Below are 15,704 nucleotides of genomic sequence, written 5' to 3'. Positions count from 1 at the left end.
CGCCTGTGCGCCTAGAGTTGTTCGACCGGCCAAGGTCGGTCACAGGATTGACCGTGACGGGCGGACTATAGGTCTGCTGGCCCGAGCTTGGCAAGGCTTTAGGGGTCTGCTGGCTGTTGTCAGAACATTCCGATGCCAGCGGGTGACGCGCGCCAACAGGGGCGAAAGACCTGGTCGTCGTGATAGGTTGCGACCCGTGAGTTCTGCGGTAATTGGCCCTGGCAGCGTTGGCGCGCTTGCCGGGGCTTTGTCTTTTCTGAGGCATGAGAATCCCCTGGCCGCCCGGCGCGAGGCCGGGCAGCGGTTAGGCATGAAGTGGGCGGGTTAGCAGTCGGTGAGGATCTGGCCTTGCTGGCTCAGGAACTGGCGGCCGGGCGGTGGGGTAGGTGACTTCAAGCGACCGGGCGTGGCGCCCAGCTCCAGGGTGGCCGAGATACGCCCTGAGCTGGAGTCGCGGAAAGCTTCTTTCCCAGGCTTGCGAGCGGCCTCGAGTATGACGGCCTCCAGGGCGGCGAAGTCTTCCAGGGTGAAGCGGATCGACTGGCCGTTGATGTTGAGGGTGTAGTGGTTCATGGCTGGATCTCCTGAGTGATTCGAGAAGTGCGAGCCCCCCGCATCGCGCTTGCTCGGTTGCGTTCTGCCAGGCGGTCGGAGATCCACTGATCGACCTCCGCCTCCAGCCAGGCCACGCTGTTACGCCCAATGGGCACCGGCTCCGGGAAGGTGCCGGCACGGATCTCTGCATAGATCGCTGCGCGGCTCTTGCCCGTCTTCAATTCCACCTCACGCCGGCGCAGCAGACGGTTGCCCAATTGCAGGCCCTGGTGCGGCTGAAAGGTTGTTGTTCTGCCCCGGCTCATCGGCCTTCTCCCCGCGCCTCGATGCGGCTCTGAATCCACGCTTGCACCTCGCCCAGGACGAAGGCCACCGGCGCGTTGCGAGCTTTGCTGTCGCTGATCTTTACGGGCTTCGGAAAGGTGGCATCGCTCTTCATCAGGCGATGCGCCGAACTGCGCGAGAGGCCGGTCAAATCAAGCAGCTCCTGCATGCGCACCAGACGCACTTCGACGGCACCTTTTGGCCGGCTGAAGCTGAGGTCAGTCATGGCCGCGCTCCTGCTGAGCTGGCAGGCCAAGCGCCTTGAGCACGCCCTTGCGAACGACGCTGGGCGCATAGGGAAGCTGGATCTCGGGATTGGGAAAGCTCGGCGGGCTGAGTCGATGCGTGATCTCGTCCACCCCCGCAAAAGTCGCACCGCACACCACGTTGCGGCACACCAGGTAGGTGGTCGACAGCAGCACGTGCTTGCAATCGGAGCTGCGCTTGAGCAACGGCGCCCCGCAGTCCGGGCAGCAACGTCGGATGTTGCTCCTGGTCGTCTCGGGTGGACGGGGTGTTTCGTTCATGTCGAATGGGCCTCCATGTCTGGACGCCCCAAGCATGCTCAGGACTGGGGAAGAAGGGTATGAGGGGGACTTGTAGGGTGATTAGCTACAAGTGGTTGTAGAGCGGGGTAGGTTAGGGACGAGTACTGGATTGCAACGACCTAGCCATCAAATGGTTTTCATTTGACCAGTAACTTGTGCGTGGGCTTACTAAATCGTGTGGATGGGAAGGCTTGCTAAATTCGCTATCGATCGGTTTCGCCGATAAACAGGAGCTAGAGGTGGCAGTTGCGAGCGACAACAACCGGGAGATCGCTTCCTTTCGTGCTTCTGCCACAATGAGGTCGCTCGACAGGCCCTAACCCCATCTTTAGGGCTGCAACAGGGAGAGCAGTTATGGATGTGCAGCCGAGATCGAGATGCGGCGGTTGTAGACAGCAATCCATGCGTCGTGCTCGGCTTTCATGTGGCGTACCACTGATTCCACAAGAGCATCAGTGAGCGCTCCTGGATCGCCGTGCACAAATTGATTTCGAGCGTCTTGCACTCTAGCGAGGTGGCCGCCGATCGCTTCCGCACCAACAGCTTTTAGGTCGTCAAGGTACTTCACGCCGAACAGAATCTGGTAGAGCTGCCTCATGTGAGAACTAACGCTGTCATATCGGCCCTCCAGATCTTTACGCACATTCGCTGGCAGCTGTGTTAGTCCCAAGCTGACCAGCCGGTGCATGCGACTCTCGAAGTAGGTCCAAAAGAGTATTACGACTGTTGCTCGCTCGGACATTCCACTCGTGAGCCAGTTGCTGTCTACAGATTGCGGGCGTTGCCATTCACGCTCCATCAAGGCCAAGAGCTGGTAGTCCTCGTAGCGGCCGTCGGCACCACAGAAAGCTGGAAACACTTCAATACGCCGCCCCTTGGCGTCCTCGTGAATTTGTGGGCTGAGGTCAAAGGGCTCCATTCCGCATGCGGGACAGCACTCCGAGATGATACGGATGCCCCCACACCTGCAAGTAACGTAGTCACCGATCAATGACGTCCAGCTCTTGTTCGTTGGGAGGGATTCGTACCACATATTTTTATTCTCAAATAATTTTAAAATCTGATTGTATGTATGGTTTTGCAGGGGATATTAAGAGTAAGTTTGAAGTTGGTGGTCGAGGCGATCGATGCCCGTCTCGACGCCGATCTAGGCGGAGGTAGATGATTGGCAATAGCAATTTAAGCAGGGAGTGGAAAGGAGAAAGATCTACTTTACCTAATCTAATCTCCCCTGCTGGCCTGTTGGTACCTGCTGCTTCTCACCCTCCCTCCCATCCTTCGCATCTCAGCGAAAATGCGGAGGGCTACCTAAGCTTTCTTTGCTTTAATCTTTGAGAAGATACTACGAAACCTATCGTATAGTTCGCCAGCCTCTATAGTCGGTTTGGCATCGAGGCTAGAAGCAAAAATCTTATAGTAGGAGTTATACAGTCTTCTATCTTTTGCCTTGTTCCACGTCCAGCCTATGCCTTTGCCTCCACCTGCATTTAGATCGGCTCCGGTGGCAGTACGCTCCAGGATGAACCTGAATATCTCGTTGTTTAGAGATTTAACTAGAATAGTTAGCAGGTCTGCGATGCTGGCAGCGTCACTTACCTTTAGCTTAAGAGGTTTTTCAATAAACTGCTTATGGTTTGAAAGGCCGAGTTCGATCGCGTTTTTTGTTCCCAACTTGCCGAATCTGTGCACGCAGCAATGACGAATTTCGCAGACGGAGTTGTAGTTATTTAGCAGGTCAATTAGGGATTTATCTTTTAATTCAAAGGTCAAGAATTTCTTAAGGCCGTCTATGATGCCCTTCTTTCCAGAGAACACTGACTCTTCAAGCAGCGCTTCAGGAAGCATTTCTTGATTTTGGTGTTTCGCTGCGCCGTAGGATAAAACGGCTTTCTCGCAAGCCTTTTGGCAATAAGGGTCTATAAATACGACTCTACGCAGAAGTGCACGCATGAAGCTCTCTACGGCCGAAACATACCCAAGTATTAAAAGGATCCCCAGTTCTGTCTCAATCACCTCGTCTGCTTGTCGGGCCGCCCACATCCGATTCAGTCTTAAGGTGTTTTCTATGAACTGATCTATCGGCGATACGTCAGAGTCGTCATGTGCTGCATCAAAAAGTGTGCCCGTTTGAATGGGGCTCATTAATGGTCTTACAGCCACCATGTTTGCGAAATCGTTTTCCGTAACTTTAATATTCATAATTAGGAGAGAAAGTCGTCCGCAAAGCCATTAAGAACGTCTACAATTTTTGCTGTTCTGCGTCGACCGAAGCCTCTTACCGTGAGCAAATCTGCTGCTGGGTCTTGCTTTGCTAGAAAGTCACGAAGAGTTTTTAGTAACGGTAAGTGTTGGGAGATTTGATCTTTCTGCCAGGCGGTCAGCCCTGGAACATCTGAGATAAAGGTTTCAAGGCATAGTGAGAATGTCGAGGCATCAACTAGTTGCTGCCCGCAAACATGGCAGAAGCGTTGATTGTCGGTTAGGCGACGAGTATCGCAAGAACTGCACTTCGGAAGGGATAGTGTTAGCCCGTCGAGGTCAACGGTGTGCGCGACTTTCTTTAAACTTTTTCGTACAGGGTGTTTTGCGGATTTAAACGCGATGGCTTCAACCGTTTGGTTGATAGTCCCTCCCGCACCACTACCACCTAGTGCTCGCACCGTTAATAGATGTGCTGTGTGGGGAATAAAGCGATGGTAAATCCTAGTTGGTGTACCATGTTTTACCGTGCCATTTTCAAAAATCAGCCCTGCTTCAACCAAGAGGTTGAACATTCGCTCTACAATTGCGGTCATTTCTAACTCAGAGACGCCGTATGTAAGCTGTTTAAGTTTTTTGGCTGCTATGGTTCCGTTGAATGATTTAAGTTCCGCTACAATCCCGTTTAAGACTTGCTCGCCAGCGATCACGAGAGATTCGATTTTCGGTACTTTTTTGCCCAGTGACCTGAATTCAGCGTTTCGCGCGTCAAGGTGGTCCTGGATAATCTGATTGATCGCTTGTTGACTGGAGCGAAATCCTCCGCGTCGATATTCTTCTAGCATTGTCAGATAGGCGCGGGGAATGCCGAACGCTGCAAAGCGAAGCATTTCTCTGTGAGAGGCATTGATATTCTGGAAGTCAGAGACCCGAGCCTGAGCAATGTCATCCATTATCTCATTATAGTTTGGGTCCTCAACACAGAGCCAAACCGGTATAGATATTGAATCTTGACCTTCATGGAATTTATAGCTGACTTCAGTTGTTCCTGGATATACGGACGCTTTGGGTGCGATGTCAATAGATTTAAGCGATCTTACAATGTCAAGGAACTCAATTAAAAAATCTGGCGCCAAGGTAAGGGCCGCATCATCCATCAGCAGGATCGTATATTTCCTTCCAAGAAGGCGTCGGGCACTAGAGATCAAGTTTTGCACTGTCTCTATGGTCAAGCTTGCGGCAACTTCAGAGCTCTTCGGGTCCAGAGGTAAATTTCGCTCCACTCGATTGACGTAAACTTTTATTGCATCGAGTGGGACTTCGCTTACTAATGTGGAGAAGGCATTCTTTGAATCCTTCCACTCAGCTAAGCTGTCAAACAGGGCCAGAACAATTCTGGCCAGAACCCAAGAGTGAAACTGATGTAGAGCATTGGAGTTTGTAGAAAGTAACGGTTCCAGCCTAAAGTATCTATTGAATGTGACATAGATGGCAAAAGGGTTATGACTACTGTCTCGGCAGCTAAGCCAGGCGTAACGCATCATGTGCGTTTTTCCACATCCTCTTGGGCCAACAATCGTACGAAGCGCGCGATTGATGAGCTCCCTATGCACGGACTGGAAAAGATCGCCTGTTTGGGAAGTCTCCTTGAGCAAATCCTCGATGGGAATGTAGTCTGCCCGTTGCTGCAAAACACTTTCGAGATTATTCGTAGTCATCCGTAATCTTCAATCCATTTCCAATTCTAGAAGTCGGGCGGCAGTAATGAATCGGGCGCCTACTCCCTGAGAAATTCTATCAAGCTGAGAGCGCCCTGACTCGCTTGTCAATAACCGAAAGACCTCTTCAGGAGCTGCCTTAGGAGTTAGGGAAAAAAAGCAGTCCGTAATAAGGATTGGGCCTTTTTTTACGAGAACTATCTTTCTGCTTAGGTTTCGCCCTACGCGCGCGACTAATATATCGCCCTTGCGAGCATAACTGCCACCTAGTGCTTCCGCTTCAGGCTGCGACACCAAAAAACCAGGAGGAATATCAGTCTCATAATCTGCCAGGTCTGTTGTATGAAGGATCGGCAGGACTGCAGATTTCCTTGAGCTGGAGTTATGACTGCCTCGGGTGATTGAAGAAATTAAATCACCCAATTTCCGCTTTGATTTCTTACTTGAATAATTTCTTTTGCATTTTGCGTGATGACTAAAGTCGATCCTGGAAATGGCCTCATCGGATGGGATGCTTAAGGCTTCAGAAAGAGCACCAGTCAATTCTAGTTTTCTACTAGTTATGGTTGGTCTTTGCGTCTCGTTTTTTGAAAGTATGACAATGTGAGCCTGAGCTTCTGTCTTTCGGAAAATGTTTCGTGGCAACTCAATAACTTGCTCTATTGAGTGGTTTTCAATAAGCGCGCGCCGAAAAGGCTCAAATCTTTCGCCAGTAATCAACCCGTCTGGAAGAATTAGTCCTAGCTTGCCCCCGTTTTTAAGGAGGCGCAGGTTCTGTGCTACAAATAACAGTCCGGCAGGGGCACTTTTTGCTTCTGGGAGGACATGACTAAGGCCGACCTCTTCAAGAATATTGCCGAAATGTTCCTGCCAGATAGGGCGAATATATGGTGGATTACACACGGCCGCACAGGCTCGTGACCAACCAAGTCCTATTCGATCGCCCAACTTCAGGTCGAGTGCATCACCTGTGAAATGAACAAAAGAAGGTCCGCGAAGCTTCGGAAGATGACCGCTATTTGCTTGTTCGTCGATATCTACAGTGAGGTAGCGCTCTGCAGCCCACTGGTTCGCAGCTTCAGTTACTAGCGCGCCATCACCGGCACCTAAGTCAATGACAGTCCCAGGCGTAGCCAGCTTCATCGAGCTGATCAGAAGTGAGGCGACCGTCTCTCGCGTGTAGTACCGTCCGAGATGGTCTGAGGTTCTAGATTCCATTTTTACTGCTTTGTTGGGCGCTCAGGGCGCGACTTTACAGGGTTTGACGGTGGCTGAGAAAGTACTCTGGATGGCTTTTGATTCCTCCTGCGACTGATGGAGGGGAGTAGTTTTCGGTAGCCCAAAACCGAAGGTGTCCTGTGAAGAATGTCAATCCTTGCCCATCCGGTAAGCCACCAAGCTAACTGTCAGTGGATCAAGATCGAGCTGGGTCGTCGTGACCTTGCCCTAGGTTCATTCGGTACGCTCGAACGGCTGTTTCTGGCTATCAATGGTCTCAATGGGGCGAATCCGGCTGGTCATTGAGGGCGGCATCGACCAGTTACGCTCAATACAATTTGGTACTGGAACCGCGCCGGTCAGTGCAAAGCCGACGCGGAGATGGGTGAGACATTTGCTCACTTGGTACCGCTACTTGCATCACTGCCTTTTGAAATCCACCTGAACAACATTACCGTGCTCGAGCATGTCCAGGTGCTCGGCGTACCACTGCATCATCTCCCGCCGTTGTTCCAGGTAAATCGCCTTGTTGTAGACCCCTGATACGCCTTCTTCCACGTGCGCCAGCTGTGCCTCGACGTGCTCGCGGGGAAACCCGTTCTCGCGCAGTAGGGTGGAGGCGATATGCCGGAAGCCATGGCCAGTCTGGCGGCCTTCGTAGCCCATACGCCGCAGGGCCATGTTGAAGGCCATGTTGCTGCGTGGCTTGGTGCGGTCGTTACGGCCTGGGAAGAGCAGGGGATAGCGCCCATTCAATTCCTGGAGCTTGCGAAGAATCTCTAGGGCTTGCTTCGAAAGCGGCACGACATGATCGCGGCGCTTCTTCATACGCGCGGCGGGAATGTTCCAGAGCGCTTTCTTGAGGTCGAACTCCGACCAGGGCGCCTCACGCAGTTCGCTGGGGCGAACTGCCGTGAGCATCAGCAGGCGTAGGCCGAGACGAATGTCGTTGGCGTGTGGGTAGGCGCTGATGGCGCGCAGGAGGGCAGGAAGCTCTTCGTGCGAGACGTGGGCGTAGTTCTCGGCAGCCCTGGTCTGGAGGAATTTGTGCAGCCCTTCCAGGGGGTTGTAGAGCGCTCGGCCGGTGACGCGGGCAAGGTCGTAGATCTCCTTGCAGAAGCGCCGCACGTTGCCTGTCTGGTCGACGATTCCCTTGCGCTCCATGTCCCGCAAAAACTCCATCCATTCCATCGGAGAGATCTCCGTGAAGGGGCGTGCGCCGAATACCGGGAACACGTGGAGCTGGAGGGCGCCGATGATGCGCCGGGCGGTGCCTTCTTCCCAGCCCGGGCGGCGAGCCTCATACCACTCGCGGGCGAGCTTCTCGAAGGTGTTGGTGGCGGCAGCAATGGCGGCTGCCTTGCGGGCGTGTTTGGTGACGAGGGGGTTGTTACCGTTGGCGGCTTCGGCTCGCAGCTCGGCGGCCTTCTTGCGGGCGAGAGCGCCGCTCACCTCGGGGTAGGCGCCGAGGCCAAGCCAGGACCATTTGCCGTCCGGCTTCTTGTAGCGGAGTTCCCAGGATTTTTGCCCGTTGGGCTTCACGCGGAAGTAGAGACCGTTGCCGTCGTGTTCGCGGTAGACGGTGGCTTCTGGTTCGAGGGTTGAGAGGGTGGTATCGGCCAGTGGGCGGCGCTTGATTTGCTGCCTTTTCATCCTTGTATGCCTCCGGTTCGAATTTTCCCGGGCATACACGTCTGGCATACACGGCGGGGTGAATTGACCTGAGACCACATGGTACAGCTAGAAACAAGAAAGCCCGCACTGGGCGGGCTTTTCAGGGTGTTTCTGGTACTACTTGGGACAACCAGAAACATCGTATTGGTCGGAGCGACTGGATTCGAACCAGCGACCTTCTCGTCCCGAACGAGACGCGCTACCAAGCTGCGCTACGCTCCGTTGTGTGGCGCGCATTCTACAGAAAAACTTTTGGCCTACAAGGGGTTAGCGAGAAATTTTTTATTTTCTCTGCATCGCGGCGCGGGAGGCTAAGAATGACGCGGGGTTGCTGCGGGAGGGTGAAGGCCCGCTTCGCTGGCAGTGCGCGAGCGGGCCGTGGGAATCAGAGTTCCTTGATGGTGCGGACCTGATCCTTGTTCACCTTGGCACGCTTGCCGTCCAATTGTTCGAACTCGTAGAAACCCGAGTCGTCGTCAAATTCGGGTTTGTCCACGGCCTGGATTTCACGCCCGTCATTCAGGGTGATCACTGTCGGCGAAGAACAGCCGGCCAGAGTGAAAAGACCCATTGCGAGCAGGAAAGCGGGGACTATCCGCTGGTTCATCGTCATCTCCTTGATGATTACGCTGGTTGTACGGAGCTTCTGACGAAGAACTTCCTGGCAAAGTTCCAGAAATCTGACTCAGTTTCCGGGGCACGAGGGGCCTAGCAGATCGGGTGTATTCAGGTTGGCTAGCCGTGGATCGCCTTCCGGGCAGACCACTGCGACCGGGTCCAGTTGCCTGAGAATGCGCTGTGGGCTGCGCTCTCCGGCCTGCCAGCCGGCTTCCAGTATCGGCAGTACCCTACGGGGTAGCACGCAGAACAGCGGCTCCCAGAGTTCACCCTGGCGGACCATCACCGGACGCTCGCAGGCGGCGGCGAGAAGGCTGGCAATCAGCGTGTCGTCCACCTGAGGGGCGTCGCAGGGGAGTATCAGCACCTGATCGTGATGGGCCACCGCCAGACCCGCACGGATGCCGGCCAGCGGTCCCGGATAGTCCGGGCTGTCGTCTTGTACCAGTTGGTCGGCCCAGGCTGCGTATTGCTCGGCGTTGCGATTGCAGGAAATGATCAGGTCGTCGGTAAGGGGGCGGACCCGCTCGTGCAGCCAGGCGATCAGGGGGCGACCGCACCACTCGACCAGGCCCTTGTCGCGGCCGCCCAGACGCTGGCCGCGACCGCCGGAAAGCAGCAGGACGGAGCAGTGCGGCAAGGGTTGGTCGGTCATCGAAAGGTCTCCGGTGCGGCGCTGTGATATAACACCGGGCATTCACACCTACAACTGGAAGCCTGCCATGAGTCACAAGGCCGAGGCGGTGTTCGTGCCGCTCAATATCGCCGTTCTAACCGTCAGTGATACCCGCAGCCTGGAGACCGATACCTCCGGCCAGCTCTTCGTCGACCGCCTGACCGCCGCCGGGCACAACCTGGCCGCGCGCGTGCTGCTGAAGGATGACCTGTACAAGATCCGCGCCCAGGTCGCCACCTGGATCGCCGACGATCAAGTGCAGGTGGTGCTCATCACCGGCGGTACCGGTTTCACCAGCCGTGACAGCACTCCCGAAGCGGTGGCCTGCTTGCTGGACAAGCAGGTGGACGGCTTCGGCGAATACTTCCGGCAGATTTCCGTGGCAGATATCGGCACCTCGACCATGCAGTCCCGCGCGCTGGCCGGACTGGCCAACGGCACGCTCGTATGCTGCCTGCCGGGCTCGACCAATGCCTGCCGAACGGCCTGGGACGGCATCCTCGCCGAGCAACTGGATAACCGCCATCGTCCGTGCAACTTCGTACCGCACCTGACTCAGGCCAATGCTTGCGAGAGCCGCGGATGAGTGGATGCGACCATCCCGGCCTGATGCCGGTCGAGGACGCCCTGGCGCGCTTGCTGGCGTTGGCGGTGGCTGCGCCGATCGATGCGTGTGAAACCGTGGCCCTGGCTGAGGCCGACGGCCGCGTACTGGCCGAACCGCTGGTGGCCGGTCTCGACCTTCCACCGTGGGACAACAGCGCAATGGACGGTTTTGCCCTGCGTTTGGCCGACTGGCAGGGCGAGCCTCTCATAGTGAGCCAGCGCATTCTTGCCGGCAGTGCACCGGAGCCGCTGAAACCTGGCACTTGCGCGCGCATCTTCACCGGTGCGCCGCTGCCCGAAGGCGCGGACCTGGTGGAAATGCAGGAGAACGCCGAAGTCCTGCCCGATGGCAGGGTGCGTTTTCTCGAGCCGCTTAGAGCAGGGCAGAACGTCCGTCCACGCGGCCAGGAAACCCGCACTGGCGATAGCGTATTGCCCGCCGGTACGCGACTTGGCCCTATCGAAATGGGGCTGTGCGCTTCCCTGGGTGCTGCAGAGTTGCTGGTGCGCCGTCGTCCCCTCGTGGCGGTGATCTCCACCGGCGACGAACTGGTACCGCCCGGCCAGCCGCTGGGACCGGGGCAGATCTACAACAGCAACCGCAGTCTGCTGATCGCCTGGCTCAAGCGTTTGGGGTGTTCGGTCGTGGACGCCGGCATCCTCGCAGACGATCTGGAGCTGACCCGCAAGGCGCTGGCCGAGTTGGGGCAGGTGGACCTGATTCTCTCCACCGGCGGCGTTTCCGTGGGCGAGGCGGATTTCCTGGGTGAGGCGCTGCGCGAAGCGGGCGAACTAGCACTGTGGAAACTGGCGATCAAACCAGGGAAGCCCCTGACTTTCGGGCACTTCCGCGGCGTACCGGTAATCGGCTTGCCGGGTAACCCGGCATCGACGCTGGTGACTTTCGGCCTTTTGGCGCGGCCCTACTTGCTGCGTCGTCTAGGCGTCGAAGAGGTGGAGCCGCTCGGGTTCGTGGTGCCTGCCGGCTTTACCTGGAAGAAGCCGGGTAATCGTCGCGAGTACCTGCGAGCACGGCTGGAGAACGGCCGCGCGGTGATCTACCCGAACCAGAGTTCGGGTGTGTTGCGCAGTGCCGCTTGGGCAGAGGGGCTGGTGGAAGTGCTGGAAGGCACCACTTTGGCCGAGGGCGATACCTTGCGCTTTATTCCGTTGAGTGAGTTGCAGGCCTGACTGCTCTGGTTGGTCAAGTCCCTACAGGATTGATCCCCTATAGGCTGTTCACGCCTGCCTCTTCGCCTCCCGATACTCCCCTGGCGTCTGCCCGGTCCAGGTTTTGAAGCTGCGATGGAAGGAGCGGGATTCGGTGAAACCCAGGTAGCAGGCGATGTCCTGGATCGGCAGGTCGCTGCGCAGCAGGTAATGTTCGGCCAGTTCGCGGCGTAGTTCATCGAGTATCTGCTGGTAGCTGGTGCCTGCTTGCTGCAAGTGGCGCTGCAGGGTGCGGACCGTCATGTGGAATTTTTCCGCCACCCGTTCCTTACGCGGCAGGCCATCCTTGAGCAGTAGGCGCAGCGCATTCTTGACTCGCTGCGGAAGCGGCTCGTCGTCATCCAGCCCCGCCATCAGTGCCAGTGCATGTTCTTCCAGGGTACGCAGCAGGTTGGCATCGGCCTGACGTAGTGGCACGGCGAGGTATTCAAGGGGTACCAGCAGGGCATTGCAGGGCTGTTCGAAACGCACCGGGCAGCCGAATACCTCTTCATAGTCTTCGATGCGGGTCGCCTCGGGTTGGGCGTGTTCGAACCACACTTCCCTCGGCGAGCGCTGCATGTCGGCGATCCAGCGGGCGTAGAGCAGCCAGGAGGCGAGCACGTTTTCCACCATGTGGCGGCGAATGGCCGGGTCCTGGTGGCGGCAGTTCCAGATCATCCGCACCAGGTCGTCCTCGGCCTCGATGCGGCTCACGCCCATGTCGCCCACCAGCTTCTCGTAAGGCGCGATGCGGCTCATGGCCTCGCCCAGGGTGGCGCAGTTCATGGTGATGTAGCCCAGCACGCTCCAGGAACCGGGTTGCACGTAGCGCGCTGAGTGCAGGCCGAAGAGTGGGTCACCGGATTCCCGGATCAGATGGTCCAGCAGACGTTCGTGGGCTTCACTGGGCAGGCGTCGGCCGTTGTCCGCGAGGTCCTCCGGGCTGAGCCCGGCGGCAGCGAGGACGGAGGCCTGTTCCAGGCCAAGCTGTTCCGCGTGGCGCAGGTACTTGAGAAGGGCGGGAACGGAGGTATAGCCGAGGGCGTGCATGCGTTTTCTTGTTATGTCCTGATTGGCGATGGCCACTGTCCCGATCCGACAGTGACGCCTTTGGGCGGCTGGCTAGTATAGGCAGCCATCGAAGACCTACGAAATAACCCGAACAAGGAGAACGGCATGCGACGCTGGAACGGCTGGGGCGATGAGGCGACGGTGGTGGAGCTGCCGGCCAATGGAGCGGCCTTCCTGGCCGAGCGCATCAGCGCGGGCCAGCCTCTGGCTGACGCAAGTCTGCAGCAGGTGCTGGCTCGTGTACCGGCTTCGCGCCTTGTGGCACATCCGCTGATCAGCCTGGATGCCGAGACTCGCGTGCGCCACGCCCGTGGCCAAAGCCTGCCGGACTGGCTGGCAATGCGCGAGGGAGACTTCGGCCAGTTCCCAGATGGTGTGGCCTTCCCAGAAACCCCGGAGCAGATCCGCGAGCTGCTGGCCTTGGCGGCCGAACGCGACCTGATACTGATTCCCTATGGCGGCGGCACGTCGGTGGCGGGCCATATCAATCCTCAAGCCAGCGAGCGGCCGGTGCTGACGCTCTCCCTGGCGCGCATGAACCGCATGCTGGAGCTGGACGAGGAAAGCCAGATAGCCACCTTCGGCCCCGGCGCCAACGGACCGCAAGTGGAAAGCCAGCTTCGTGCCCGTGGCTACACCCTTGGTCATTTCCCGCAGTCCTGGGAGCTGTCCACCCTTGGCGGCTGGGTGGCGAGCCGTTCAAGTGGCCAGCAATCCCTGCGTTACGGGCGCATCGAGCAGCTGTTTGCCGGAGGCACGCTGGAGACCTTTGCCGGCCCCATGGAACTGCCCACCTTCCCGGCGTCGGCTGCGGGCCCGGATCTGCGCGAGATGGTGCTCGGCTCAGAAGGGCGCTTCGGGGTGATTTCCGAAGTGCGGGTGCGGGTCACTCCGCTGGCAGATCAGGAGTCCTTCTACGCGGTTTTCCTCCCCAGCTGGAGCCAGGCCCTCAAGGGTATTCGCCGCCTTGCCCAGGCGCGGGTGCCGCTGTCCATGCTGCGTCTGTCGAATGCTATCGAGACGGAAACCCAGTTGGCCCTGGCTGGCCATCCGGGGCAGATTGCACTGCTGGAAAGGTACCTGGCGCTGCGCGGGGCGGGCGCCGGCAAATGCATGCTGACTTTCGGCGTGACTGGCAACCGCTTGCAGAACGCCACATCGCTGAAGCAGGCCAGGCGCCTGTTGAAGGCCTTCGGTGGTGTATTCACCGGCACCTTGCTGGGCAAGAAGTGGGAGCACAACCGCTTCCGTTTCCCCTACCTGCGCCACGCGCTGTGGGGTGCAGGCTATGTGGTGGACACCCTGGAAACGGCCACCGACTGGGTTAACGTCGACAGTCTGCTCGGCAAGATCGAGGCCAGTCTGCGCAATGGCCTGACGGATGAGGGCGAGCGGGTCCATGTGTTCACGCACCTGTCCCACGTTTATGGCGAGGGTTCGAGCATCTACACCACCTATGTCTATCGTCCTGGTGCGAGTTACGCTGACGCCCTGGCGCGCTGGAGCAAACTCAAGCGCGTCGCCAGTGAGGTGATCGCGCAGAATCGCGGCACCATCAGCCATCAGCACGGCGTTGGCCGCGATCACGCGCCCTGGCTGCCGGCGGAGAAAGGGCCTCTGGGCATGTCCGCCCTGCGCAGCCTGGCGCAGCACTTCGACCCCGAGGGCCGTCTCGCCCCCGGCGTGCTGTTCGAGGATTGAACATGGCCGCCTGGAACGCCGGTTGGCGCGCCGCAGCCTTGCCGGAACTGGCCAGCAGGGAATGGGACCTGATCGTGGTCGGCGGCGGCATATGCGGCGCCGGAATCCTGCGGGAAGCGGCGAGGCGCGGTTGGAAATGCCTGCTGCTGGAGCAGCGGGATTTCGCCTGGGGGACGTCGAGTCGCTCCTCGAAGATGGTCCACGGCGGCTTGCGCTACATCGCCAAGGGCCAGTTCGGCCTTACCCGCGCCTCGGTGCGAGAACGCCAGCGTCTGCTGGCTGAAGCGCCGGGACTGGTGGAGCCGTTGAGTTTCGTCATGCCGCACCGCGGCAGCTTTCCGGGGCCGCGCGTATTCGGCGGTCTGCTGGCGGTCTATGACGCCCTGGCCGGGCGCCGCAACCACCTGTACTACCCGCTGCAGCAGCTGCGCTATCTGGTGCCCGGCCTGGACGAAGGCGGCCTTCAGGGCGGCACCCGTTTCTTCGATGCGGTAACCGACGACGCCCGGTTGGTAATGCGGGTGCTGGGAGAGGCCCGTGCTGAAGGCGGCGAGGCCCTGAACGGCATGCGTGTGGTGAACTTGCGACGGGAAGAAGGCAGCGTGACCGGCCTGGAGGCCGAGGACCTGGAAAGTGGTCAACGATTCACCTTCCGCAGCCGTGCGGTGGCCCAGGCCACGGGTGCCTGGGCTGATCGTCTGCGTACTGTGCAGGGCACGGAGCACATCCGTCCCTTGCGCGGCAGTCACCTACTGATTGCGGGGTGGCGTCTGCCGCTGGCCCATGCGATCAGCTTCATGCACCCCACGGACGGTCGGCCGGTATTCGTCTTCCCTTGGGAAGGGGCGACTGTGATTGGCACCACCGATCTCGATCACCGGGAAGAGCTGGACCGGGACGCACGCATCACTGAGGCGGAAGTCGACTACCTGCTGGAGGCCTGCGCCTTGCAGTTCCCCGCTGTGCGGATCGGCCGTGACGATGTGCTGTCCACCTGGGCGGGTGTTCGGCCGGTGGTGAGCGATGGCGAGGCACGGCTGAGACCGTCGGATGAGAAACGCGAGCATGTCCTCTGGATGGAGCCCGGCTGCGTCACCCTGGCCGGCGGCAAGTTGACCACCTTCCGTTTGTTGGCGCTGGAGGTGCTGCATGCCTGCGCGGGCTTCGTCGGCCGGACGCTGGAGGAGGGCGATGGCCCGGTCTTCATGCCTTGTGCAGCTCCGGACGCTGCGAGCCTGTCGCCAGCCCAGCGTCTGCGTCTGGCAGGCCGGCATGGACGAAGTGCCGCCGAGCTGGCTCGCTGGGTCGCGAAGATCGGCAATGGGCGCGTCGGAACCACGAATACGCTCTGGGCCGAACTGGCCTGGGCGGCGGAGGGTGAATTGGTCCTGCACCTGGATGACCTGTTGCTGCGCCGCACGCGCCTCGGTCTGTTGCTGCCTGAAGGTGCCCGCGCGGAGTTGCCGCGCATCCGCTCGCTGTGTCAGCCGCTGCTGGGCTGGGACGATTTCCGCTGGGCAGACGAAGAGGCGGCTTACCTGGCGCTCTGGCGTCACTGCTACAGCCTGCCCGAATAACAAGAAC

16 protein-coding genes and 1 tRNA gene are annotated in these 15,704 nt (G+C 58.6%); 4 read left to right on the top strand and 13 right to left on the bottom strand.

Going from position 1 to position 15,704, the window contains the following annotated elements:
* Window positions 1–324 precede the first annotated feature (324 nt).
* The 12 genes from D6Z43_RS09405 to mobA form a co-directional block, all read right to left on the bottom strand.
* Window positions 325–573 carry a hypothetical protein gene (locus D6Z43_RS09405; protein ID WP_120651685.1) on the bottom strand — a complete coding sequence of 83 codons (249 nt, stop codon included), beginning with the start codon at window positions 571–573 and terminating at the stop codon, window positions 325–327.
* Window positions 570–860: an AlpA family transcriptional regulator gene (locus tag D6Z43_RS09400; protein ID WP_120651684.1), complete on the bottom strand. Its 291-nt coding sequence runs from the start codon at window positions 858–860 to the stop codon at window positions 570–572. The genes D6Z43_RS09405 and D6Z43_RS09400 overlap by 4 nt, the downstream gene beginning before the upstream one ends.
* Window positions 857–1,105, bottom strand: a complete 249-nt coding sequence (locus tag D6Z43_RS09395) for an AlpA family transcriptional regulator (RefSeq protein ID WP_120651683.1) — start codon at window positions 1,103–1,105, stop codon at window positions 857–859. Before D6Z43_RS09395 ends, D6Z43_RS09400 begins: the two co-directional genes overlap by 4 nt.
* Window positions 1,098–1,406 carry an ogr/Delta-like zinc finger family protein gene (locus D6Z43_RS09390; protein WP_120651682.1) on the bottom strand — a complete coding sequence of 103 codons (309 nt, stop codon included), beginning with the start codon at window positions 1,404–1,406 and terminating at the stop codon, window positions 1,098–1,100. The genes D6Z43_RS09395 and D6Z43_RS09390 overlap by 8 nt, the downstream gene beginning before the upstream one ends.
* A gap of 373 nt (window positions 1,407–1,779) precedes the next feature.
* The gene (locus D6Z43_RS09385) at window positions 1,780–2,346 is read right to left on the bottom strand and encodes a hypothetical protein (RefSeq protein WP_120651681.1); all 567 of its coding nucleotides are present in this window, start codon (window positions 2,344–2,346) and stop codon (window positions 1,780–1,782) included.
* Between the two features lie 389 nt (window positions 2,347–2,735).
* Window positions 2,736–3,569, bottom strand: coding sequence for a hypothetical protein (locus D6Z43_RS09380; RefSeq protein WP_162945823.1), 834 nt, complete (start codon window positions 3,567–3,569; stop codon window positions 2,736–2,738).
* A 59-nt stretch (window positions 3,570–3,628) separates the two neighbouring features.
* Complete coding sequence (locus D6Z43_RS27860; protein WP_162945822.1) at window positions 3,629–5,170, bottom strand: zinc ribbon domain-containing protein; 1,542 nt, start codon at window positions 5,168–5,170, stop codon at window positions 3,629–3,631.
* Window positions 5,171–5,353: 183 nt separating this feature from the next.
* A complete protein-coding gene (locus tag D6Z43_RS09375; RefSeq protein ID WP_120651679.1) occupies window positions 5,354–6,562 on the bottom strand; it encodes an N-6 DNA methylase in 1,209 nt (402 codons plus the stop codon).
* Window positions 6,563–6,982: 420 nt separating this feature from the next.
* Entirely contained in the window at window positions 6,983–8,215 is a 1,233-nt protein-coding gene (locus D6Z43_RS09370; RefSeq protein ID WP_120651678.1) for a tyrosine-type recombinase/integrase, read from the bottom strand.
* 166 nt (window positions 8,216–8,381) lie between these two features.
* Window positions 8,382–8,458, bottom strand: a tRNA-Pro gene (locus D6Z43_RS09365).
* Window positions 8,459–8,621: 163 nt separating this feature from the next.
* The gene (locus tag D6Z43_RS09360; RefSeq protein ID WP_120651677.1) at window positions 8,622–8,843 is read right to left on the bottom strand and encodes a YgdI/YgdR family lipoprotein; all 222 of its coding nucleotides are present in this window, start codon (window positions 8,841–8,843) and stop codon (window positions 8,622–8,624) included.
* 78 nt (window positions 8,844–8,921) lie between these two features.
* Window positions 8,922–9,509, bottom strand: coding sequence for a molybdenum cofactor guanylyltransferase MobA (mobA, locus tag D6Z43_RS09355; protein ID WP_120651676.1), 588 nt, complete (start codon window positions 9,507–9,509; stop codon window positions 8,922–8,924).
* Between the two features lie 67 nt (window positions 9,510–9,576).
* Between mobA and moaB the strand changes: the two genes are divergently transcribed.
* On the top strand, window positions 9,577–10,116 hold the full coding sequence (moaB, locus tag D6Z43_RS09350) for a molybdenum cofactor biosynthesis protein B (RefSeq protein WP_120651675.1): 540 nt from the start codon (window positions 9,577–9,579) through the stop codon (window positions 10,114–10,116).
* The gene (gene glp, locus D6Z43_RS09345) at window positions 10,113–11,327 is read left to right on the top strand and encodes a gephyrin-like molybdotransferase Glp (RefSeq protein WP_120651674.1); all 1,215 of its coding nucleotides are present in this window, start codon (window positions 10,113–10,115) and stop codon (window positions 11,325–11,327) included. The genes moaB and glp overlap by 4 nt, the downstream gene beginning before the upstream one ends.
* Before the next feature lie 48 nt (window positions 11,328–11,375).
* Here the strand turns inward: glp and D6Z43_RS09340 are convergent, their stop codons facing one another.
* Window positions 11,376–12,398, bottom strand: a complete 1,023-nt coding sequence (locus tag D6Z43_RS09340; protein WP_120651673.1) for an AraC family transcriptional regulator — start codon at window positions 12,396–12,398, stop codon at window positions 11,376–11,378.
* A 126-nt stretch (window positions 12,399–12,524) separates the two neighbouring features.
* On the opposite strand from D6Z43_RS09340, the gene D6Z43_RS09335 reads away from it, so the two are divergent.
* Entirely contained in the window at window positions 12,525–14,120 is a 1,596-nt protein-coding gene (locus tag D6Z43_RS09335) for an FAD-binding oxidoreductase (protein ID WP_120651672.1), read from the top strand.
* A gap of 2 nt (window positions 14,121–14,122) precedes the next feature.
* The gene (locus D6Z43_RS09330; RefSeq protein ID WP_120651671.1) at window positions 14,123–15,697 is read left to right on the top strand and encodes a glycerol-3-phosphate dehydrogenase/oxidase; all 1,575 of its coding nucleotides are present in this window, start codon (window positions 14,123–14,125) and stop codon (window positions 15,695–15,697) included.
* Window positions 15,698–15,704 lie beyond the last annotated feature (7 nt).

Source organism: Pseudomonas sp. DY-1 (assembly GCF_003626975.1).
Lineage (GTDB): Bacteria > Pseudomonadota > Gammaproteobacteria > Pseudomonadales > Pseudomonadaceae > Metapseudomonas.
This window is presented reverse-complemented; position numbering and strand designations above follow the sequence as displayed.

Excerpts from the sequence above, each read along its gene's own strand:
- D6Z43_RS09405 (WP_120651685.1), bottom strand. The coding sequence starts at position 573 with ATGAACCACTACACCCTCAACATCAACGGCCAGTCGATCCGCTTCACC.
- D6Z43_RS09400 (WP_120651684.1), bottom strand. The coding sequence starts at position 860 with ATGAGCCGGGGCAGAACAACAACCTTTCAGCCGCACCAGGGCCTGCAA.
- D6Z43_RS09395 (WP_120651683.1), bottom strand. The coding sequence starts at position 1,105 with ATGACTGACCTCAGCTTCAGCCGGCCAAAAGGTGCCGTCGAAGTGCGT.
- D6Z43_RS09390 (WP_120651682.1), bottom strand. The coding sequence starts at position 1,406 with ATGAACGAAACACCCCGTCCACCCGAGACGACCAGGAGCAACATCCGA.
- D6Z43_RS09385 (WP_120651681.1), bottom strand. The coding sequence starts at position 2,346 with ATGGAGCCCTTTGACCTCAGCCCACAAATTCACGAGGACGCCAAGGGG.
- D6Z43_RS09380 (WP_162945823.1), bottom strand. The coding sequence starts at position 3,569 with ATGAGCCCCATTCAAACGGGCACACTTTTTGATGCAGCACATGACGAC.
- D6Z43_RS27860 (WP_162945822.1), bottom strand. The coding sequence starts at position 5,170 with ATGATGCGTTACGCCTGGCTTAGCTGCCGAGACAGTAGTCATAACCCT.
- D6Z43_RS09375 (WP_120651679.1), bottom strand. The coding sequence starts at position 6,562 with ATGGAATCTAGAACCTCAGACCATCTCGGACGGTACTACACGCGAGAG.
- D6Z43_RS09370 (WP_120651678.1), bottom strand. The coding sequence starts at position 8,215 with ATGAAAAGGCAGCAAATCAAGCGCCGCCCACTGGCCGATACCACCCTC.
- D6Z43_RS09360 (WP_120651677.1), bottom strand. The coding sequence starts at position 8,843 with ATGAACCAGCGGATAGTCCCCGCTTTCCTGCTCGCAATGGGTCTTTTC.
- mobA (WP_120651676.1), bottom strand. The coding sequence starts at position 9,509 with ATGACCGACCAACCCTTGCCGCACTGCTCCGTCCTGCTGCTTTCCGGC.
- moaB (WP_120651675.1), top strand. The coding sequence starts at position 9,577 with ATGAGTCACAAGGCCGAGGCGGTGTTCGTGCCGCTCAATATCGCCGTT.
- glp (WP_120651674.1), top strand. The coding sequence starts at position 10,113 with ATGAGTGGATGCGACCATCCCGGCCTGATGCCGGTCGAGGACGCCCTG.
- D6Z43_RS09340 (WP_120651673.1), bottom strand. The coding sequence starts at position 12,398 with ATGCACGCCCTCGGCTATACCTCCGTTCCCGCCCTTCTCAAGTACCTG.
- D6Z43_RS09335 (WP_120651672.1), top strand. The coding sequence starts at position 12,525 with ATGCGACGCTGGAACGGCTGGGGCGATGAGGCGACGGTGGTGGAGCTG.
- D6Z43_RS09330 (WP_120651671.1), top strand. The coding sequence starts at position 14,123 with ATGGCCGCCTGGAACGCCGGTTGGCGCGCCGCAGCCTTGCCGGAACTG.